The following is a 22,313-nucleotide window of genomic DNA, read 5'->3' as shown; positions in this document are numbered from 1 at the left end:
TCAGGATGTTGGATCTTATCTTGAAAAATGGACGGATTGTCGATGGTACCGGCAATCCATGGTTTGCCGGCGATGTCGCCATCCAAGGCAATAAAATTGTGGCTGTTGGCCAGATTCATGAGGAAGCTGCGCATGTCATTGATGTGCAGCAGCAAGTCATTGCGCCCGGCTTTATTGATGGGCACTGTCACTCCGATTTGATGATCTTCGATTATCCGCACAGTGAAATCAAGATGCGCCAAGGGGTCACGACAGAGGTTGTCGGCAATTGCGGCTTGGCGCCAGCGCCTTTCGTTCCCACCCAAGCGGAACTGCTGCAAAGCTATGTCCAGCCTGTACTTGGCCAAACCAAATGGGCTTGGCCTTGGGAAACTGTCGCACAGTATATCGACGCTGTGGCAGGCTCCCGCCCTTCCGAGCATATGGCGACCTATGTAGCCCATGGCGCTCTGCGCATCGCCGTAATGGGCTTTGCCAATCGGCCCGCAACTTCGCAGGAAATTGCGATGATGAAGCAAATCCTTGAAGAGGGCTTGAAAGCCGGAGCGATCGGCTTGTCCATCGGTCTGCTTTATGCCCCTGGCAGCTACACGAGCAAAGAAGAAATTGCTGAGTTGTGCTCCGTGCTTCCTGCCTACAACGGTCTTTTCTCCACGCATATTCGCGGAGAAGGCAACAATCTGCTGCCTTCCGTTCAGGAAGTGATTTGGATTGCTGAGAGAGCTGGCGTTTCCCTCCATATCAGCCATCTCAAAGCTGCCGGCAAGCGCAACTGGGGACAAATTGTCGATGCCTTGGAGCTGATTGAAGATGCCCGAGCCCGCGGCATGGATGTGACCTGCGACGTGTATCCCTACAACGCAGGGTCAACAAGCCTGACGACCATCCTGCCTCCGTGGGTACTGGAAGGCGGGATCGAGAAGGTGCTCGAGGTCCTGCGCGTTCCCGCTATGCGAGCCCGCATTCGTGAAGAATTAAGCCACGAACAGCTTACTTGGGACAATCTCGTCTGCTCGACTGGCTGGCAAAGTGTATTCCTGTCTGCGATGCACACCGAGACAAATCGTCATCTCGAAGGCAAGCATATCGCCGAAATCAGTGAACTTCGCGGGCAGCATCCTGCCGATTGCATGATGGATTTGCTGCTGGAAGAAGAAGGACGCATCTCCATTGTCTACTTCCATATGTCCGACGATGATGTGAAGCAAGTAGTCGCTTACGACAAATCACTCATCGCTTCAGATAGTCTGACTTGCGATACAGGCAAGCCTCATCCACGGCTATACGGGACATTCCCTCGTGTATTCGCCAAGTTTGTCCGCGAGCATCGCGTTCTAACTTTGGAGCAAGCGGTTCGCAAAGTCACTTCCTTCCCTGTTCAGCGCTTTAAGCTGGGCATGCGTGGTCTTATCGTTCCTGGCTACATCGCCGATGTAACCGTCTTTAACCCTGATACCATTCAGGATCACGCCACGTTCGAGGAGCCTAGGCTGTACCCGGACGGCATCCCGCACGTCGTTGTAAATGGAAAAATCACCTTATCCCACGGTGAGCATACCCATGCGCGCGAAGGGATCTTCATTCGAGCGCAGCACTGCTGCCGACACTAGTTAACTTTTCGCAAACCCAAAATCTATCAACCCATTCGGAGGTCAACATCATGTCCCAAATCGAACAACGTTTACAAGAGCTAGGTATCACGCTTCCCCCATCCCCAGAGCCGCGTTTCACGTATATTCCTTGCAATCAAACAGGAAATCTCATTTATTTGTCCGGACAAGACTGCCGCATCAATGGCGAGCTTATGTATGAAGGCAAACTAGGCCGCGAAGTTACCATCGAGCAAGGACAAGAAGCAGCCCGCCAAACGATCATCAACTGCCTCGCTGTCATGAAAGGCTACTTGGGCGATTTGGATCGCGTTGTTAAAATTGTCAAAATGCTGGGCTTCGTCAACAGCGCTCCTGGCTTTGGCGACCAACCGTATGTCATCAACGGTGCGTCCAATTTGTTAGTCGATATCTTCGGTGAACAAGGCAAGCATGCGCGTTCAGCGATCGGAACGAGCGATCTTCCGTTCCATACGCCGGTTGAAATTGAGCTTATCGTTGAAGTGAGAGACTAGGAAACTACCTGGAAACTAGGAAACTGGCAATTGGAAAGAACCTGAGGTGGCTGCTTCAGGTTCTTTCCGTTTATTGTGTATGCGTGCTCGTTCAAGGCTAATTAAATGCTGCCGGAGCGGTCCTTTTTTGGAGACAATCTCAACAACCCACTGCTAACAGGGAACTACAGTCCCTTATTTGTAACAAAACCCGTCTAAAACCACCACAAGAGGAACTACGATACGCTATCTATTCAAATCCATGCTTCAAATCGAGCAAACCACTGAAATAGCGTATCCTAGTTCCCATTGAGCATAGAAACAGGCATTATTGCGGCATATAGCGCACTATAGTTCCCTCTTCTCTCTACTTGTGGCACTCACAAGCATACGACCCTATCTGGAACACACTCTGCTACTCAACGAACCACATTCACTCTACTCTCCCACTTTAAGCTCATTTTCCGGCCTTTCAACACATTTTCCCCGCCGCACCCTCACCTTAAGGCTGTTTTTCAGCCTCTCAGCAGCTCAACGAGACACACTTCCATCTACTCTCCCACTTTAAGCTCATTTTCCGGCCTTTCAACACATTTTCCCCGCCGCACCCTCACCTTAAGGCTGTTTTTCAGCCTCTCAGCTGCTCCACGAGACAAACTTCCAACTACTCTCCCACTTTAAGCTCATTTTTCGGCCTTTCAACACATTTTCCCCGCCGCACCCTCACCTTAAGGCTGTTTTTCAGCCTCTCAGCTGCTCCGACCAACCTGCTAACGGTTCGCACTTCACTTGCTCAGCCAAGTCGCAGCCTTAACTGAACGAAAAAAACCGCAGGCACACCACCCACGGTTCAACTTTATTCTCGTGAATTTCACCGATCATACCAATCACACACGGAATCGGCCAATAAGCGTCTGCAAATCCGTCGCCATGCCGTTCAGCACGGTGGCGGAAGAAACGATTTCCTCCATACTCGCGTACTGACCTTCGATATTGGATGAAACGTCTCGCGCTCCTGAAGCGGTTTGTCCTGCGACTTGATCAATCGCTTGAATGACGTCTACCGCAGCTCGGGTTTTGTCTGAAATGGACGCCGAGCTGCCGGCGACTTCGGAAATCTGTCTGGCGACCTCGTCCATCGCTTCCCGAATCCGCGCGAAGGTGTCGCGCGCAACACCAACAACGTCAAGACCGGTCTCTACCTCTCGGCTGCCCGCTTCGGTAGAACTAACGACTTCCCTGGTTTCCTCCTGAATGCTGGTCACCAGATAAGCCACTTCTTCCGCCGCAGCTCCTGTCTGCATGGAGAGCTTGCGTACCTCGTCGGCCACAACCGCAAAACCTTTGCCAGCGGCCCCTGCACGAGCCGCTTCTATCGAAGCATTCAGAGCGAGCATATTCGTTTGTCGCGCGATGTTCGCAATCAAGTCGTTGGCCTGAACGATTTGTTCCGAACGTTCGCCTAGCCGCTGCACCGAGTCCGCCAGCTCCCTCATCTTCTGATGTATCGCATTCATCTGAGCAATCGCTGTTTCCACAGCCGCATTCCCTTCGCCCGCCTCTTGAAGTGCGAGTGAGGACTGCTCATTGGCGGATTGCGTTACTCTCGCAATTTGAATAACCGCAGCTGACATTTCCTCCATGATCGCAACACCTCGATGTATACTTATTACCTGTTCATCCGTCCCCATCGAGATATGCTGAACTGTATTCGTGATCCGCTCTGAGGATCTGCTGACTTGCTCGGAGTTACTGCTCAGTGCTTCCGAAGCGGCAGCCACCTGCTGGGCACTGCCTCCTACTTGACTAATTAAGCTATGTAAATTCACTTTCATTTGGTTAAAAGCAGTAGCCAAATCTCTTAATTCATCCTGATTCTTCACGTGAATGTCACCGACCGTCAAATCACAAGCAGCTATTCGTTCCGCTGCCCGCACCATGGCACGCATCGGCGTAACGATCATCCGCGAAAGCAGCAAGCCCATGGCCAAAGCAAACAGAAATGCGATCAAACTAACCCAAATAAGCGTTCGGACGGTGGATTCAACCACATCATGATTGCGCACAGTTGCTTCATCCTCGATGCTTTTTTCCAGCTCTTCTATTTTCGCTGCCGCCTGTGTCAATGTCTCCGTGGTTGGGATCGCCCACTGAGCAGCTTCGGCCTTGGCTAAAGCCGCGTTCCCTTTGTTCGCGTATTCCGTGACTTTCTTCACCAGACGAGCAAAGGTCATATTCGAATCGATCATGGACTGGATGGCGCCCTGCTCGTCCTCATCGTGGGCAAGCTCCCCCATCTGAGCGATAATCGAAGCAAGCCTTGCGTTCATATCCGTCAGAAGCTTCTCTTTATCCGGAGTTGGATCAAGCACATAGCCTAACAGCATACTGTTCTGCATTTGCGTTTTCTCCTTGATCTCCGAAACATGACGCAAAATGGAGACATTATCACGAAGCAGCTTAGAGTAAGAGCTGTCTACTTTATTTAAATAGACATATGACATCCCGCTGGTCACCGCAACGAGTAAGGATACAATAACGAAGGATCCTACGATTTTGCTTCTCAAAGACAATGCTGAAATCCTTTTCTTTGAAATAGTGGACCTCTGTTTAGCCATCATGAACACGCCCCTCATTTTGGTAACCGCTTTCACAATTGACGCGATAACAGACTGTCCTTAAGTTGCGACAGCCTGCTTCACTTCTTTGATCTATTAACTTATTTCGAGTTCATGTATTTACGCATATCGAATGCTACCGCAGCGACAATAATGACACCTTTGATAATCAACTGCCAGTATGGGCTGATCCCGATAAACGTCAAGCCATAGTTGATAACGCTGAAGATCAATACCCCGGCAAGTACGCCCGGAACCGTACCAATACCACCGGAAGTGGATACGCCGCCGACTACGCAAGCCGCAATGGCGTCCAGCTCGTACATATTACCGTAGTTGTTCGTGGCTCCACCTGTTCTTGCTGCTTCCAGTACCCCGGCTAATCCGTACAATGCTCCGGCAATGGAGTAGATATAGATTAGGTAACGGTTAACGTTGATCCCGGAAACAGTTGCCGCATGAATGTTGCCGCCAATGGCGTACATGTATTTCCCAAGCTTCGTTTTGTTGAAAACGATCCAAACGATAATGGCAACAACAATGGCAATAATGACAATGTAAGGAATCGAATAGGTGGCATCTGATCCAATGGAACCTGTGCCGATCTTACTGAAGTCCGGTCTCAAACCACCAATAGGCTGAGATTGATTCGGCTTCATATCGAAGTAAAGCGAGTTTGCTCCGTATACCGCAACCATCGTCCCTAGGGTAGCAATGAATGGCGGAACTTTAAATTTCGCTACAATCAATCCGTTAATGAGACCTACCAATAAGCCTGCGATAATTGCTAGAATAATCGGAACCAAGAGCGGCAGATGCGGCAGATCCGGGAAGAATCGGCGACCGTACTCTTGCGTTTGCAGCATGGAAGCGGAGATAACGGCAGTCAGACCAACGATCCGTCCAGTCGAAAGATCCGTTCCTCCTGTAATCAAGATGAATGCAGCACCCAAGGCGATAATGACGCGTGTAGATGACTGCAGCAAAATATCTCTTAAGATACTCACCGATAAAAAGCGCGGATCGTAGATCGCAATTCCGACGACTAACACGACAAGCACGATGTAGATTGCGTATTTGGTCACGAACCCACTGATATCTCTGGATTTTAAAGTTTCTGTCTTAGTACTCATGGTTTCTTGCCCCCTCCATTATGCCATATGCTGTGCAGCAAGGCGCATGATCTCTTCTTCTGTTGCTTTCTTTCCATCTACAATCCCCGTAAGGCGTCCTTCGCACATGACCATGATTCGGTCTGACATCCCAAGTAGCTCCGGCATTTCAGAAGAGATCATGATAATACTTTTTCCCTGCTTCGCAAGATCGGCAATGATGGAGTAAATCTCAAACTTAGCCCCTACGTCGATCCCCCGTGTCGGTTCATCGAGCAGAAGGACATCCGGCTCCGTCAGGAGCCATCTGGCGAGCAGCACCTTTTGTTGGTTACCGCCAGACAAATTCTTAATTAATGCATGCATATTCGGTGTTTTGACGCGCAGCATCTCGATACTGCGTTCCACTTCTACTTTACGTTTCGCTTCATTAATGAAGCCAAGCGGATTCATATAGCGGTTCAAATTGGCGATAACCGTGTTCTCCAGCACGGAAAGCACTGGGAAAATTCCGGTGACACGACGCTCTTCCGTCAGCAGCGCAATTTTATTTTTAATAGCATCAATCGGTGACTTGAGCTTAACAGGCTTGCCATGTATCGAAATGCTGCCAGCAGCCACGCCTCTCATTCCGAACAAAGCTTCAATCAGCTCTGTACGCTGTGCGCCAACCAAACCGCCAACGCCCAATATTTCACCTTTACGAAGATCAAAAGAAACATTTTTGAACGATTTCGGAATAACCGAAGTCAGTCCCTCTACCTTCATCAATACACCATTGGGTACATTGCTGCGCTCTGGAAACCGCTCTTTCAGATCACGCCCAACCATCTTGGAAATAATCATATCTGTGGTAAGGTCAGCCGATGCCCACGTACCAATTTTGGTACCATCCCGCATAATCGTCACTTCATCCGAGATTTCAAGGATTTCTTCCATTTTATGTGAAATATAGATGATCGAAACGCCACGACTTCTTAGATCGCGAATGATGCGAAACAACTGCTCAACTTCATTGCCTGTTAGCGACGATGTCGGCTCATCCATAACAATGACTTTCGAATTGAAGGAAACCGCCTTAGCAATTTCAATAGATTGTACTTTGGAAACCGATAACGTTCCCACAAGGGTATCCGGCTTAATATCCATTTGGAGTTGTTTGAACAGACTCTCTGTATCTTTGCGCATCTTTTTGTGATCGACTAATTTCAAAGGTCCGATACCTTTGAGCGGGAAGCGACCCAGCCAAATGTTCTCCATCACATTGCGATGAGGAACCGGGTGAAGCTCTTGATGAATCATGGAAATACCGTTTGCTAGCGCATCTTTCGAATTTTGAATGGAGACAACTTCACCATTCAGCTTGATTTCTCCGCCATCAGGTTTATAAATACCGAACAAACATTTCATTAACGTCGACTTCCCAGCCCCGTTCTCTCCCATCAATGCATGTACGCTGCCTGGGCGAACTTGGAGGGTAACGTTATCCAGCGCTTTCACGCCGGGGAACTCTTTGGAGATTTGATTCATTTCCAGTAAATAGTCTGCAGTCATGGTAACTCCCCCTACCAGCTCACGATAATCCCCACAAAGTGAAGCCTTTCTTCGAAGCTTATGTCTCTTAGCCTTTGCACGGGTTTCCAAATAAGGAAGGCAAGAGCTTGACGCTGCTGCTCTTGCCCGCTTCACTCTGGATTACTTCGCTTCGTTCATGTTCTCTTTAGTAATCTTTTTGTAGGAAATCCATACATATTTACCGTCAGTTACATCATAGCCCGTTGTTTCTTTGCTAGGCGTTTTGCCGTTGGCAAGAGCCGTTGCTACGTTCGTTGTTGCTGCACCTTGGTTTTTCGCATCGTTCAGAACGGTTCCGAGCAATGTGCCATCGCTAAGCGCTTGAAGAGCAGGAGCTGTTGCATCTACGCCAACAACCGGCAAGAATTTATTGTCTTTGAAATAGCCTTTTGCTTTCAAAGCTTCGATAGCGCCAAGTGCCATATCATCGTTGTTTGCAAGAACTGCTTCGATTTTGCTTTCGCTTGAAGCTAGGAAAGCTGCCATTTTTTCTTGGCCTTTAACGCGGTCCCACATCGCTGTGTCTTCTGCTACTTTTTCTACACCCATGCCTGCATCTGTAATCGCTTGGATGGAGAACTTCGTGCGAAGCTCAGCATCTTGATGTCCTGGCTCGCCTTTAAGCATCACGTATTGGATTTTACCGTCTTTGTTTTTGTCTGCTTCCGGATGAGCTTTGAAGTAGTCAACCAGCAATTGGCCTTCCATTGTACCGGATTGCTCAGCTTTAGCGCCTACGTAGTAAACTTTATCCCATTTCTTCATGTCATCAGCCAAAGGCTCGCGGTTCAAGAAAACAACCGGCACATTCGCTGCTTTCGCTTTGTCGATGATCACGCCTGCCGCTGTACGGTCAACCGCGTTGATCGCTAGAGCGTTTACTTTTTTCGTGATGAAAAGGTCAACTTTATCATTTTGTGTTGGTTGAGAGTTTTGGCTGTCTACGATATCAACCGTTGCTTTGTCCTTGGCAGCATCGGCGATCGCCGCGCGAACACCGGACATGAAAGTATCATCAAATTTATAGATCGCTACACCGATTGTCGGTTTTTTACCTGTGTCAGCTGCTTTAGGCGTTGCTGTCGCTGCTGCACCTGTAGATGCTGCCGGAGTTGGTGTTGCTGTTTTATTACCGCAGCCTACAACGGTTGCTACCAATGCGCCTGCTACTGCAAGAGTAAGAAGTTTTTTCAAAGTAAGACCCTCCCTAAAAGGTTGTTTTATTTGGTTTTGTTTATTTACATTTCCTACTATACGGGATCGCATGTTCAAAACAAATGCAATATCCTCATATGTTCTATCGAAATTCTCATCACTTTATGAAGGGAAATAACAGCTTCTGATTGTCCGACCAGAACATATTCTCGAGGTCAATCGCCCTAATCCCTGTGTCTACACGGTTTGGAACCTTTTTCCCTTTGGAAGCTTCCACCGCGTTTTTGACGCCTAAATAGCCGATGCTGAAGGGATTTTGAACAATCGTCGCTTGAATGACACCTTCTTGCAGCAGCTCCAGCTCTTCAGAAGTGCTGTCGAAGGTGATAATCTTGATCTTGTCCTGTACATTCAATCGTTGTACGGCATCGGCCACGCCGATCGAAGAAATCTCATTCAAAGCAACAATCCCGTCCAAATCCGGATTCTTCTCCACAATACTTTGCGTCATCTGCGAGGCCACCTCGCGATCCGTCAGACTATATACCTTGTCCACTACACGAACATCTGTGTATTTCGATATTTCATCCAGAAGACCTTGCTCCCGAAGTTCTGTATTGCGCTCCCCTTGCTTAAAGCTTACGATGGCGATTTGTCCGCTGGTGCCAGCGAGCTTAATGAGCTGCTTCCCTGCCAGCCGCCCTGCTTCATAGTTGTTAGCCCCTATAAAGCTCTTCGCTTTAGGAGACTCTACTTCCGAATCGATCGTAATAACAGGAATGCCCATGCCCGCTGCATCCTCAACGACCTGAGAAAGCTCCTTGTAATCGTTCGACGCCAGAACAATTGCATCCGGTCTGCTGCTAATGGATTGCTCTACCAAAGCAATTTGTCCCTTCACATCGGCCTCGTCACCAGGTGCGCGGAAATCCAAAGCAACATCAAATTCTTTGGCAGCTACCTCGGCACCCATCTTTACCGTCTTCCAATAATCACCGTTTTGGCTTCTAAGCACGACTTCCAAATGCCTTTTCTGTTCCGTTGGGGTGATTTCGGTTTGTCGCGAGCAGGAAGACACGGAGACGACAGCGATCAGGATGGCAAACAGCAAGGGGCCCAGTTGTTTCATTGTTTTATCCATCGTTTCTCCTCCCTATTCATAGTCCAGCACGATGCGGAATTCATTCTTCATCGTCTATAACTCCTCCGCGGGAATCCAGATCTTGACTAAAGTCCCTTCCTCAAGCTCACTTTCTACATGGACCCCATAGTCGAAGCCGAAATAGAGCTGAATGCGCTCATGGACATTGCGAAGCCCCACACCGGAGCCCTTTTCACTTTTTACTTGACCGGACAAAATAGCAGCGAGCGTTTCTTCGGACATCCCCACTCCGTTATCGCGAATCTGAAAAAGAATCTTGTCATCGATTTTGCTGGCAGATATATGGATGTGACCTTCATCAACCATATATTCAATGCCGTGATATAGGGCATTTTCTACAAAAGGCTGCAAAATTAACTTCAATGTCTTGTAGGACAATATGTCTTCATCCACCTGAATGTCGTAGTCGAACTTGTCCTTATACCGCATCTTTTGGATAATCAAATAATTGCGAATATGCTCGATCTCTTCTCCGATGGTGATGATGTTCTTCCCTTTGCTGAGTGAAATACGGAAAAACTTCGACAAAGAAGTGATCGTCGTTACGACCTCTTCATTGCGCCCATTGCCGACCATCCGCACGACCGAATTGAGTGTATTGTATAAAAAATGCGGATTAATCTGCGATTGCAGAACCTCCAGCTCGTTCTTCCGTTTCGTTTCCTGCTCTAGAATACTCTGATCCATCAACTCTCGAACCCGTGAAACCATGAGGTTGAATCTTCGCGAAAGCTGCTCGACCTCATCCGCGCCGCGAACATGGATATACGTATCGAAGTCTCCCTTCTCCACCATTTCCATGGACTTCTTCAACCGTTTGATTGGCTTGGATATGCGCGCTGACATGAAAGAGGAAATCAATAAAATAAAAATAAGCACAATAACCAGCAGCCAAATCATGAACGTGCTTACTTCCTTGCGGGTTGTCATCATCTCATCCAGATAAGAGACACCGATGATTTTCCAGCCAATGTTGTTAACGGTCCGCACGACATTGAGCCTCGGTTCCCCCTCGCTGACATCCATATACTTGCCATAGGAGAATTTGAGCGCCTGCTCCACATTTTCATATTTCAAACCAATATAAATAAGCTGCTGCTGCGGGTGATACACAATGTTCCCGGCAGAATCGTCAATGATGTACACGTACCCCTTTTTCCCCAAAGAAACCGTCCGAAATACATCATCCAGCGTTTTGAAATTCACATCTACCAGCAGAACGGCATCTTGCCATTTCCCATCATGCAGAATAGATACCCCTTTGCTCATTGAAACCACCCACTTGTAAGGGTCCTTGAAGAGATTCTGAATATGCGGCAGCGAAAATGTTAGATGGTTGGGATTGTCGAGGGCAGAACGAAACCACGACTGTTCGAGAAGGCGCGTGTTTTTACGCATCTCGGTCGTGTGAATGCCTGTAACAAGGCCGCCATCGGCCGTAAACAGGTTAATAGAGACGATATCCTCGCGCGTGCTGGCGATGGTGTCCAACTGCTCGAGCAGCTTGTCCGACGGAATACCGCGGCTCTTCGCAACCTTGGCATCCACCACCTCGAACGTATCGGCCATCCCTTTAATATAGTTCTCCAGGTTAAACTGGACTTGTTCAATCACCTGCTGCGTATTCAGGAAAGCATTCTCTTCCGCCGTTTTGGAAAATTTACTGTACAGCACGAGCGAAACGACCAGCATCACGATCACCGTAATGAGAATAAACGACATCGTAATCGTAAATTGAATGCTCTTCACCCTCATCGTATCCAGCAGCACATCATACAAGGACTTGACTAGTGATTTTACCTTTTGTCTCAAGCCTTCACCCCCACTCTGCAGCCCTTACAACCCTTTTTCACTGTTATTGCGATACTCTTTTGGGGAAATTCCGACATTTTTGCGGAACGAGAAACTGAAATAATTGGCATCGGCATAGCCAACCTTCTCAGCGATTTCCAGCGCCTTCATATCGGTTGAACGCAACAGCTCCTTGGCCGCTTCCATCCGAATATGGTTCAAATAGTTCACGAACGTCATCTTTGTCTCTTTTTTGAAAATACTGCTGAAATAGCCGGCGCTGATATGCAGATGACCGCACACTTTATTGATGTTGATATCCCCTTCGTGATAATGGCTTTTCGTATAATCCTTGGCCATCTCGACGAGATTCTTGTAGGTATACTGCCGATCGGTCGCAATATGATTCATCATATTCGCGCATAAATCGACAAGCCAGTGCTTGGCTTCTTCCAGTGAAGTGAATTTATTAATCTCGGTAAAAGGAACGAAGTTGTCCCCGAAGACCTCGTCCACATTCAGGTTTGAATCCTTCGCCGCCTTGAGAATACAAGTTAATATTTCAAGCAAATAGATTTGGTAGTCCTTGACGGAAACTCCCCCCTCTATTCCCTGAAACAGCTCATCCATCGTCTCGCGAATCTCCAGATTCGTTCCCACTTTAATGCAGCGTGTCAGCGCATGCTCTTTCACATCATCAAAGCGAATTTTCTCGACGGCCCGCTTCTCCACATCATCGATGCAAATGATCCGGTTGTTGCCCAGAATGAGCCTGTAATCAAGGGCAAGCACAGCGTCTTCATACGAATAGCTGATCTTCGTGACATCATTCATCACAGTGCCAATCCCTACCGTTAACGTGAACTTCAAGTATTTCTCTACGTTCTGACGGACTTCTTCCAACATCTTCATTGTTTCTTGAAGCGTCGTATCTCTATCCCTGCTTTCCCTGGCGCCTAACACGACGACCTCATCATTATGCATAAAAACGAGGCCAAGCCCGTGCTTCTCAGCGATTTCCTCCGTAATATTAAGCAAGGCAAAATATTTGAGCGCCTGATCCTCGGAATATTTCAAAGAAACAGACTTCGCCAGCTCGCTGCGATTCTCCAGATCATCTTCATGAATCAACACGCCATCAATGCTCAGAACCGCAACAACGTACCCATTGCCGCTAAGGTCAATCCCATAATTCGCTGCTTTCTCATAAACCTCATCTCGCGGAAGCTTCCGATTCATGAGCGTCGCTAGGAAATTCTCCTTCAGCACAGGCATACTTTTTCGATAATGCTCCTTCAGAAGCTGAACATCTTCCCGATGCGCCACTTCCTCCTGAATCTGCGCCTTGACCTTGAGTAAGGCATGGATGACTTCCTGAGCGGAAAAAGGCTTCAGCACGTATTCATCAATATGCAGCTTAATCGCCTTCTGAGCATATTCGAACTCATCATGCCCCGTCAGAATAATGAGCTTTATCGTCGGAAAACGCTCCCGAATTGCCTCTGCAAGCTGAAGTCCGTTCATGAATGGCATCTGAATATCCGTTACCACCAAATCCGGCTGCAGCCTTTCGACCATTTCCAATGCTTCTCTGCCGTTCTCTGCTGTCTCTACCACTTCAAAGCCAATCGCATCCCAATCAACTTCTCGGACGACGCCTTCGCGAACATCCTCTTCGTCATCCACCAATAACAGCTTGTACATAATCGTCCCCCTATAGCTTCATCTGAGCATAACTGACTTTTTCCGCTAGATTTGGAGCTTTTTCCTCCAATTTTTTACTTTTTGAGCGACATTTTCACCATCATTGTACTAACTGCCTATCGATTACACAACTAGCTGGATGCGTGTATGAGGAAATAATGGTAAAAATCACCTATAGTCTGTTAAAATTAAGATCATCTACAAGGCTCTCATACTCATACCCGTTCCCGCAAAAATCATTCCCCCACACCTAGGAGGTAACTATGTTGGATTTCGCACAAATTAGACGCATTGCTTCACTCATACAAGAAAATGTCGGCAAGGTCATCGTCGGCAAAGAAGACACCGTTGAGCTGATGATCATCGCACTTATCGCCTCTGGGCATGTTCTGCTGGAAGATGTGCCCGGCACAGGCAAAACACAGTTGGCCAAGGCGCTGGCCCGCTCTCTGGATGGCACCATGAAGCGCATCCAATTCACGCCCGACTTGCTGCCCTCCGATGTAAGCGGCATCAATTTCTTCAACCAAAAGCTGGGCGAGTTTGAATTCCGCCCAGGGCCGCTGTTCGCTCACATCGTACTCGCCGATGAGATTAACCGCGCGACCCCGCGCACGCAATCCAGCCTGCTCGAAAGCATGGAGGAACGTCAAGTGAGCATCGACGGGGAGACCCGTAAGCTCGAAGCGCCGTTCCTCGTCATTGCGACGCAGAACCCTGTCGAGAATCAGGGGACATTTCCCCTGCCGGAAGCTCAGCTCGACCGCTTCCTGATGAAGCTTTCGCTCGGCTACCCTTCGGCCGACGAGCAGTTCTTGATCCTGCAGCGCTACCGGCAGCAGGATCCTCTGGAGCTGCTGCAGCCGGTTGTGGGACGCGCTGAGCTGCTCGAAGCGCAGCATCTGTTCACGCAGGTCCGCGTCAGCGATGAGCTGCTGCAGTACATCGTGCGGCTCGCGGAGGCGACGCGCTCGCATGCCGATAGCGCGCTTGGCGTCAGCCCGCGCGGCGTGCGCGCCTTGATGAAATCGGCGCAGGTGTACGCGGCGCTGCGCGGCCGCGACTACGTGCTGCCGGACGACATTAAGGCGCTGGTGAAGCCCGTCTGGGCGCATCGCATCATGCTGCGTACGCGCTCGCGCCAGCAAGACCAGCAGGTGCATGCGCTGCTGGCCGGCATTCTTGCCGCTGCCCCCGTTCCTACGGAAGTGAAGCTGGGGTAGCCCATGGGAATAAGCTGGATTCTCATCATCGCTGCCGCTCTGTACCTTCTCCAGCATATTTGCATAGCCCGCCTGGGGTTTCGCGGGCTGCGCATTGAAAGAGCCTTTAACCAAACCCGCGCTCATGTGGGTGATCATATCGAGATGATCGAAACGATCGTCAATCGCAAGCTCGCTCCCATCCCTTGGCTTCGCTTGGAATCCACGATTCACGCGGGCCTTCATTTCGCGAAGCAAAGCAATCTGGCGGTGAGCAGCGGCGCTATTTTTCAAAACCATCGCAGCTTGTTCAGCCTCATGCCCTATACACAGATCGTTCGACGCCACAAGGTGCAAGCTGCGAAACGAGGCTGGTATAAGCTCGAAACGGTTGCCGCTTCCATCGGAGATCTCGTAGGCATGGAAGCGGCGACAAGAACTCATCGCTTTCAGCTGGAGCTGCTTGTCTACCCTCGCTTGGTGAGCAGGGACGACATCCCGCTGGTCTCCAGCCGGTGGCAAGGCGACATCACAGTCAAACGCTGGATCATGCCCGATCCCTTCCTCGTATCCGGCGTGCGTGACTATCGCTATGGAGATACGATGAACAGCATTCACTGGAAGGCAACCGCCCGCAGCCAGCGACTCCAGGTGTACAACCGTGAATTTACGGCTGACCCCAGACTGCTGCTGGTCGTGAATACGCAAATTACGGAAACCATGTGGGATGCGGTGAGCGATCCGGAACTTGTTGAGAAAGGCCTTTCCTACGCAGCCACATTAGCTGAATATGCGATCAGCCAAGGGATTCCGGTTGGCTTTGGCTACAACGGCTTTGTGCAAGGGCAATCCGGTGTTCCTGTTTATTTAGCGCCTGAAGGCGGCTATTCGCATTTGGAGCACCTTTTCGAAACGATGGCGAAGCTCGCGGTCTCCTGCTCTCGCTCCTGCAGCGACTACCTCGACAACGAAATTGAGCAGGAAGGAAGCGCCATGGACATTATCCTGCTGACCGCCTTCGTATCCACGGGGATCGAAGAAAGTATAGAACGGCTTGAGTCGCTGGGCCATACTGTTTATATCGTACCGCTGCAGCATCATCTTCTTGCAGCAGCGGATAAGGAGGTGCACTCTTCTGATGAATTCACCCCTTCCGGCGCCAGCACGGCGATTTAACTTGCCCCCCTGGCTGAATGTGTTTGGCCTTGCAGCCTTATTCGGCTCCATCGAGCTCATTTTCTTTTATCCGATTATCGTCTTGGTTCACCTCTATGTGTCAGAGGTGCAGCTTTGGGCTACTTGCTTGCAGCTCTGGCTTTGCTTTGTGCTTGGCAGCTATTTAGGCTATCTGAAATGGCTAAACCGTATCCTTTACGAACTTGCCTTTTGCGCGTTGGCTGGCGCTATCACTGCCTTCCTCCTGCAAGGCACCAGCTGGCACAGCTGGGTCTGTGCGACCATCGGCCTATTGCTTGCCTACAGAGGTATTCACTTTACGAAGGATGGGTGGCAGGGCATTTTCTCCATAACGATCGTCGTGATCGCAGCGGTCTTCTATTTCATTGGCGTTCCGGTGATGGGTAGACTGGAACTCTTTGCGCCTTTTATGAAGAGCTTGAATGTACTCGGTTTCTGCTCGCTGGTCATCTTTTTCTTAGCCATCAACCGCATTCATCTCCTGAACGCAACGCTGGCGAATACACAGCAGACTGCCGCCTCTTCTCTCTCTGGCACCGTAAAACGCTCAAGCCGAATTTGGCTAATCACCTTCATCTTTCTTATCGTTATCGTGGCTTATTTCCAATCTATACAGCGAGCCATTTCTACCTTTTTCCGCGCTGCCTTAGTTTGGCTGCTGCAGCTGTTTCAATCGGACTCACCGCCGGAAGTGCCAGAGCCTAGTCCATCTATTCAACCTCCCCAGCTTCCGCCGCCTGCCGCTGCAGACGAACCAAGCTGGCTGAGCATCTTCCTGCACTATGTCCAAATAATTATCGGTTATGTGCTCGTCATTGCTCTTATCTTATTCGTGCTCTACCTCCTGTTATCAAAGGTTGCACCTGCTCTGATGTCACTTCTGAGGCGCTTAATGAACCGCTCACTGAGCAGCTACCAAAGTGGGGATTCCGAGGGCTTTACGGACGAAAAAGAAGCCCTTCTCGCCTGGAAAGAGCTTCCTCGTCTATGGTGGCAGCAAGCCATGCAGCGCAAAGGTAAAGAGAAAGCTCCTGCCAAGTGGTCACAGCTGCCCAGCAATCAAGAAAAGATCCGCTTTCTATACCGCCTTGTGATAGGGCAGGCTGCTCTGAACGGCTATTCCTACAATAACGCCTTAACACCGAATGAAACCGAGCAGGACTTCAGAAGGATAGAGCGACTGCCTGATCAGACCGTCCATGCCGTTACTTCAGCCTATAACGATGTCCGTTATGGAGACACTGAACTATCTGACCAAGAGCTTGAGCAGGTGCTTCAAACCTTGGACTCCCGCACGCGCAATCAGATTAAATAAAGCCGCGCAACAAAGAAGGCTATGCAGTCCTGCCTGCATGGCCTTCTTTTCGTCTTAACTTCCAGAACAGACCACTTTCCTCAGACACTGAACATGTCGTCTACAGCCGCTTATTTTTCATATTATGAAAAAAACACTCACATCTTTTCATGGAGCCGCATATAGATAATTGTTTGAATACATTCGACTGAGGTGGTTTTGAGATGTTAGCATTAAAAACGAGCTGTGAAAGACATGAAGTGGTTCAAACTTTATGTGAGATGGGATTGGATCAAATCGCCAAATGGATTATGGTATTACCAGAAGACAGGTGGGAAAACATGTTTCTCTCGACATGGCCAACACTTGCAAAAAAATGCGGCTTCAACAGGTAAGCTGCTTTTACATAAACATAGGAAATCCCACCATCCATTACGCTCTTTGCGATTCTGCAAGGAGCGCTTTTTCTACCTTCAAGCGGGCTATCATATAGACATCATATGACTATTGAATAGAGGACCATCTTTTTAGCTTATGGATATTTCTTGTGAAGAGCCCTGTCAGAAATTTGGGAAACCCAAACTCGATGAGCTTTTGCTTGACGCGCTCCTTCATTTGTTGAACGGTCATATCTGGTAAAGTGAATTCCCCATCCTGATAGCAATGGCTGCAGTAGACTGTGCTTTTTACGCCGTTCTTCTCTGTTCCTCCGCCCTGTTCATCACGGGCAAGAGGCATTCCACAGCTTTGACAGTTCTTATAGGCCGTTTCCATCTTCTTAAAATCCCCCTAGTAAGCTTTCTCCTTCCTATCATACCAAGGCTGGGTGCAAATGCAATGAAAATGCTCACGATTCCTCCACATACAAACGCTTTCATAGCAGGAATTTCAAGCCTCGCAAGCGAAATAACATAGAAGCTGTTCAAGCAGAGCGTACGTATCCTGTTTGAAGAGGCTCGTTTTATTCATCTACTCATCTAAGGAGGACCTAATGTGAAGCCCGTCACAGTCAAAGATTTGGTTGAGCGCTTCTCGCTCGAGATACTTGCCGGACATTCGGAACTCCACCGTCCGATTACCAAAACGAAGGCGCATCGCCCTGGACTCGAGTTTGTCGGTTATTTTGAATATTTTCCGCAAGCGCATGTACAGCTGTTAGGCCGAAAAGAAATTACTTATTTGCATAAACTTAGCGAACATGAACGCAATCTTCACATCGGTAATATTGTCAAATATCACCCGCCTTGTTTTGTCGTTACGAGAAACCAAGAAGGCTTGAAATATTTAACCAAATATTGCGAAGAAGAACGGATCCCTCTCCTCCGTACAGCAGCGCCTACGAGCAAATTCCAGGACTTAGTTGATTTATATTTAAGTAAATCCCTTGCTCAGGAGATTGCTATACACGGCGTTTGTGTCAATGTGTCCGGTATCGGTATTCTGCTGCGCGGCAAATCCGGGGTTGGCAAGAGCGAAACCGCTCATACCTTAATCCGCAGAGGGCATCGCCTCGTCGCTGACGATGTCGTCGTGCTGAAGAAGATTAGTCCGGAAACACTTCTCGGTACTCATAACGGCAAGACGAAGGAATTTCTCGCGCTGCGCAGCATCGGGCTCGTTAACGTTTCTCGGCTTTATGGCCGCAAAGCGTTTCAGGACGAGACACGGATTGTGCTTGATATTGAGCTGACCCAGTGGAAGGAGCATGAGCTCAACAACGATTTGGAGCTGGAACCGAAGTTCACGGAGTATATGGATATCAAAATTCCGCACATCGAAATCCAGCTGCAGCCTGGTCGAGATGTTGCAGGACTCGTTGAAGCTGCAGCCAACAACTGGTACTTGCGGCAGCAAGGGTACAGTGCGGCTGAGGAGTTTATGCAAAGGCTGCAAAGCGGCAACGACTGAGTGCAAAGTAAGCCGCCCTTTTTTTCAGAGGCGGCTTTTGGCCATGATTGCTCATTCCAAAGCCTGCTCAGAGCTGCGTGTACGGCCCCAAAATCACCTTCATGAGCGAAAGCTGTAAGTGGAGGTGTTTGTCATGCGCAAAAGATGGCCATTTATTCTCGGTTCCATCACCCTTGTTGCTTTACTGTTTTACGGATGGACAGCTTATGCGGCGTCTTCGCCAGCTCAAAGTATATCCTCATCCATCAAAGGCACGTACATTTCAACCAGTCCAGATACTATAAAGTTATCCACAGCTAGTGGCGATCAAACGATTCCGCTTGCCAAATCCATCTGGGTTTACCGCGATGAGCTGAAAGCCCAGCTAGCCGATTTGCAAGCAGGAGACCAACTGGAACTCATCCTGAATAGTAAGCAGCAGGCTGCCTATATCAAAGCAGCTTCAGCTGGATCAGCAGCTGCAACTGTGGAAGCCACAGCGGGAACTGCTGCTGGTGAACAGGCTACGATTGGATCTGCGGCTCCCGTCGCAACTACAGCACCTGCACCTATATCTTCATCTGCACCTGCTGCATCTGCTGTTCCTTCACCAACCCCACTTCCTGCAGGAACGACGAATGACCAGTTGAAAGAAGCTTATCCCGACTTAGAGAGTATGGAGCTCTCCGTAGATGGCAAGCACTTTAAACTGCATATCGGGCAATCCAAAGGTCCGAAAGGGGCTATCTATGATCTAAGTATTAAGCCCGAAGATGCGGGTATGATTCACCTGAAAGATGCGCAAGCAGCCGCGTGGATCCAAGAATTGCTCGCTTCCGTGGATCTCAGATCATCTGGTGCTGAGAAAGCAATCGCCCAGCAGCTTGCTGAGCATTACCGGTTGGATGCGAACAAACTAAACGTCCATATGAAAACCAAATGGATGCCGGATCAAGCTCCTGCTAAGCAAATGAAGTCGGATACTAAGCACAAAGTCAAAGAAAAACATGAAGAGGATCAATCCAGCAAACATGACGATGATCCAGCGAATAAACAGCGCGGCAATGGCCACCGCGACTAGGCTGTCATGCACACAGGCTATCATCCACACACAGGCAAACAACAAAGCCGTCAAACCTCTGCTAGAGGTTTGACGGCTTTCTAACATTTCAATGCTTCTTCCCTTTGCCGTGCCCGTGACTATCGGGCCTATTCTCTTTCTTATCTGACTTATCCGGAGGCGTGTCTGATTGCCCCACTTCCCTATCTCTGCCGGGATTTCCCCTAGTATCGTTCATGATCGGTGCTTCACCGCTCACAATGGGCATATCAAACGGGACAATAGGCGCCCCTGCCAAAGCCCGACCCATCATCTCCCGGAATAAAATCGCGGGAACAGCACCGCCGGAAGTCGTCAGATAATGCTCCTTATCCGTCCGATCATAGCCGACCCAGACAGCAGCCGTAAGCTCCGGCGTGTACCCGACGAACCACGCGTCTTTGGCACTGCCGCTGCTTATACCGTCAAATTCCTTCGTCTGCGGCAACTGGGTTGTGCCCGATTTCCCAGCAACGGGGCGATTCATTGCCGCATTCTTACCGGTTCCCTGTGCTACCGCTACCTGCAGCATCGAAGTCATGGCATAAGCCGTCTCAGGCTGCATGACCGGAACTCCCTTATCGCTATGCTGTACAAGTACATGGCCGCTGCTCGTCTCTATTTTTACAATCGTATGCGCTTGATACAGTACCCCCTTGCCTGCAAATGCACTGAACGCCTGTGCCATCTGGAGCGGTGATACGCCTTCCGACAGCCCGCCAAGCGCAATGCCAAGCTGTCTATCCTGGGCAGGCAAAGGAATGCCTAACTTCTTCGCGAATTGCAAGCCATGATCAATTCCTATTTCATGAAGGAGCCAAACCGCAGGAACATTCCATGAAGAAACAATGGCCTCCTGCATCGTCACCTGCCCTCTTGTCTGGTGATCCCAATCTTGCGGCTGATAACCTTCAATGTTCAAAGGACCGTCATACAGCGGAGTAAACGGCTTATATCCATTCTCCAGCGCAGGCCCGTAGACAGCGATAGGTTTAAAAGATGAACCTGGCTGTCTCTTTAATTGTGTGGCATGACTGAAGCCGCGGAAAACCCCTTCCCCCCGACCGCCAGAGAGGGCGCGGACGCCTCCGGTTCTCTGATCCAGAATGACTGCGCCGCTTTGAATAAGCTGATCCGGCTTACTTGCCGGAAACAGGCTCTCATCCTTATATACCTCTGCTACAGCGTTCTGGACGGATGGATCCAGCTCTGTCGTGATTCGCAAGCCTCCAGTCAACAGCTGTTCCTCCGTGAATCCATACAGCTGAACAGCTTCTTGAATAACCGCATCGACATAAGCCGGGTAGCGCCCCTTCAGCTCATTGCCTTTGTCCGATTTCACGACACCAAGGGGGGATGCCTTCGCTTTCTCATAATCTCCACTCGATATTTTGCCTTCGTCCCGCATCAACGCCAGCACGGTATTTCTTCGTTCCAAAGCCTGCTGCTCATCCTGAAAAGGAGAGTACTTGCTAGGAGCCTTAGGAAGTGCAGCAAGAACAGCTGCTTCAGTCAAGGATATGTCTTGCACATTTTTATTAAAATACGTTCTAGCCGCCCCCTGGACCCCCCAGCTTCCTTCCCCGAAATATATACTATTGAGATACATCTCCAAAATTTGATCTTTATCAAATGTCATGTCCATTTTTATCGCGTAGGCAGCTTCTTTCAATTTACGGCCAAGTGTTTTATCTGCGCTCAGAAACAGATTGCGTGCTAGCTGCTGTGTAATCGTACTGGCCCCTTCGGAATAACCGCCTCTGAACGCATCACGCGCGAGTGCACGGACAATAGATTTCATGTCGATACCCGTATGCGTATAGAATCTTCGATCTTCGACAGCGACAATGGCATCTGTCAGCACCTTAGGCATTTGAGCGATCAGCACAGGATCAACTTTTGACGCGGACAGCTGCGATGCTGCTTTGCCGTTCTTATCCAGCACAAGCGTTGCTTCAGGCAGCGGCTGATTCAGTTTCGAGACATCCAGTCCACGGATATACAAATAACAAGCCAAGAAAACCACTATACATCCCAAAATGAGAATGCCGCAGATTAGCTGCCAAAACCGTTTGCTTTTCCAAAATGATTGCTTCATCTGGTCTTCCCCCTTATATTCGCTTATAGATATTCGCAGCAATTCTAAGGTTAGCGACGCAAGGGGGAAGTTGTGCACGGCGTTTTCGGCTGGCTCAGATCAGCTTTGCTCGGTTTTGATCCTTTTTCACGCCCGAGACTGCCTTTTTGGCAGACTCAGCGGCGGGTTGCGGCTTTTCTACCTCTGAGACAGCATTTTCGAGACCGTCGAACAACTCCTCAACAAACCCCCACCCATCCTCTCCACAGCTAAAACGCAAACTTTTTAGCTGCAAAAAGGCATTCCTCGTCCATTCGCCTCACTCTTTGTTCCCTC

Annotated in this window: 17 protein-coding genes; 8 read left to right on the top strand and 9 right to left on the bottom strand. The window is 49.2% G+C overall.

Annotation, left to right across the window (positions count from 1 at the left end):
- The first annotated feature begins 5 nt into the window (after positions 1–5).
- Positions 6–1,610: an N-acyl-D-amino-acid deacylase family protein gene (locus HQN90_RS32820; RefSeq protein ID WP_173226924.1), complete on the top strand. Its 1,605-nt coding sequence runs from the start codon at positions 6–8 to the stop codon at positions 1,608–1,610.
- 50 nt (positions 1,611–1,660) lie between these two features.
- A complete protein-coding gene (locus HQN90_RS32815; RefSeq protein WP_079419366.1) occupies positions 1,661–2,125 on the top strand; it encodes a RidA family protein in 465 nt (154 codons plus the stop codon).
- A gap of 866 nt (positions 2,126–2,991) precedes the next feature.
- On the opposite strand, the gene HQN90_RS32810 is transcribed toward HQN90_RS32815, so the two are convergent.
- The 7 genes from HQN90_RS32810 to HQN90_RS32780 form a co-directional block, all read right to left on the bottom strand.
- The gene (locus HQN90_RS32810) at positions 2,992–4,677 is read right to left on the bottom strand and encodes a methyl-accepting chemotaxis protein (protein WP_173226922.1); all 1,686 of its coding nucleotides are present in this window, start codon (positions 4,675–4,677) and stop codon (positions 2,992–2,994) included.
- A gap of 146 nt (positions 4,678–4,823) precedes the next feature.
- Positions 4,824–5,855, bottom strand: coding sequence for a galactose/methyl galactoside ABC transporter permease MglC (gene mglC, locus HQN90_RS32805; protein ID WP_173226920.1), 1,032 nt, complete (start codon positions 5,853–5,855; stop codon positions 4,824–4,826).
- A gap of 18 nt (positions 5,856–5,873) precedes the next feature.
- Complete coding sequence (locus tag HQN90_RS32800) at positions 5,874–7,388, bottom strand: sugar ABC transporter ATP-binding protein (protein ID WP_173226918.1); 1,515 nt, start codon at positions 7,386–7,388, stop codon at positions 5,874–5,876.
- A gap of 141 nt (positions 7,389–7,529) precedes the next feature.
- Positions 7,530–8,603, bottom strand: coding sequence for a galactose ABC transporter substrate-binding protein (locus tag HQN90_RS32795; RefSeq protein WP_246362953.1), 1,074 nt, complete (start codon positions 8,601–8,603; stop codon positions 7,530–7,532).
- Positions 8,604–8,721: 118 nt separating this feature from the next.
- Complete coding sequence (locus tag HQN90_RS32790; RefSeq protein ID WP_173226916.1) at positions 8,722–9,705, bottom strand: substrate-binding domain-containing protein; 984 nt, start codon at positions 9,703–9,705, stop codon at positions 8,722–8,724.
- Positions 9,706–9,759: 54 nt separating this feature from the next.
- Positions 9,760–11,481: a cache domain-containing sensor histidine kinase gene (locus HQN90_RS32785; protein ID WP_173226997.1), complete on the bottom strand. Its 1,722-nt coding sequence runs from the start codon at positions 11,479–11,481 to the stop codon at positions 9,760–9,762.
- Positions 11,482–11,562: 81 nt separating this feature from the next.
- A complete protein-coding gene (locus HQN90_RS32780; RefSeq protein ID WP_173226914.1) occupies positions 11,563–13,221 on the bottom strand; it encodes a response regulator in 1,659 nt (552 codons plus the stop codon).
- Between the two features lie 266 nt (positions 13,222–13,487).
- Between HQN90_RS32780 and HQN90_RS32775 the strand changes: the two genes are divergently transcribed.
- The 4 genes from HQN90_RS32775 to HQN90_RS32760 all read left to right on the top strand — a co-directional run bounded on the left by HQN90_RS32775 (position 13,488) and on the right by HQN90_RS32760 (position 17,309).
- Complete coding sequence (locus HQN90_RS32775; protein WP_173226995.1) at positions 13,488–14,444, top strand: AAA family ATPase; 957 nt, start codon at positions 13,488–13,490, stop codon at positions 14,442–14,444.
- Positions 14,445–14,447: 3 nt separating this feature from the next.
- The gene (locus HQN90_RS32770) at positions 14,448–15,599 is read left to right on the top strand and encodes a DUF58 domain-containing protein (RefSeq protein WP_173226912.1); all 1,152 of its coding nucleotides are present in this window, start codon (positions 14,448–14,450) and stop codon (positions 15,597–15,599) included.
- Positions 15,562–16,935: a DUF4129 domain-containing protein gene (locus HQN90_RS32765; RefSeq protein WP_173226910.1), complete on the top strand. Its 1,374-nt coding sequence runs from the start codon at positions 15,562–15,564 to the stop codon at positions 16,933–16,935. The genes HQN90_RS32770 and HQN90_RS32765 overlap by 38 nt, the downstream gene beginning before the upstream one ends.
- A 203-nt stretch (positions 16,936–17,138) precedes the next feature.
- Positions 17,139–17,309, top strand: a complete 171-nt coding sequence (locus tag HQN90_RS32760) for a hypothetical protein (protein ID WP_158082256.1) — start codon at positions 17,139–17,141, stop codon at positions 17,307–17,309.
- Between the two features lie 109 nt (positions 17,310–17,418).
- Here HQN90_RS32760 and HQN90_RS32755 read toward each other — a convergent pair whose 3' ends face one another.
- The gene (locus HQN90_RS32755) at positions 17,419–17,688 is read right to left on the bottom strand and encodes a zinc ribbon domain-containing protein (protein ID WP_173226908.1); all 270 of its coding nucleotides are present in this window, start codon (positions 17,686–17,688) and stop codon (positions 17,419–17,421) included.
- 219 nt (positions 17,689–17,907) lie between these two features.
- Between HQN90_RS32755 and hprK the strand changes: the two genes are divergently transcribed.
- Together hprK and HQN90_RS32745 are read left to right on the top strand one after the other, a co-directional pair.
- Positions 17,908–18,822, top strand: a complete 915-nt coding sequence (hprK, locus tag HQN90_RS32750; protein ID WP_173226906.1) for an HPr(Ser) kinase/phosphatase — start codon at positions 17,908–17,910, stop codon at positions 18,820–18,822.
- A gap of 133 nt (positions 18,823–18,955) precedes the next feature.
- Positions 18,956–19,882, top strand: a complete 927-nt coding sequence (locus HQN90_RS32745) for a hypothetical protein (protein WP_173226904.1) — start codon at positions 18,956–18,958, stop codon at positions 19,880–19,882.
- An 88-nt stretch (positions 19,883–19,970) separates the two neighbouring features.
- Here the strand turns inward: HQN90_RS32745 and HQN90_RS32740 are convergent, their stop codons facing one another.
- Complete coding sequence (locus HQN90_RS32740) at positions 19,971–21,998, bottom strand: transglycosylase domain-containing protein (protein ID WP_173226902.1); 2,028 nt, start codon at positions 21,996–21,998, stop codon at positions 19,971–19,973.
- Between the last annotated feature and the right edge of the window lie 315 nt (positions 21,999–22,313).

The sequence above is a fragment of the Paenibacillus alba genome (assembly GCF_013204855.1).
Classification (GTDB): domain Bacteria; phylum Bacillota; class Bacilli; order Paenibacillales; family NBRC-103111; genus Paenibacillus_E; species Paenibacillus_E alba.
The sequence above is the reverse complement of the archived record's forward strand: the minus strand, read 5'-3'. Positions and strand labels throughout refer to the sequence as shown.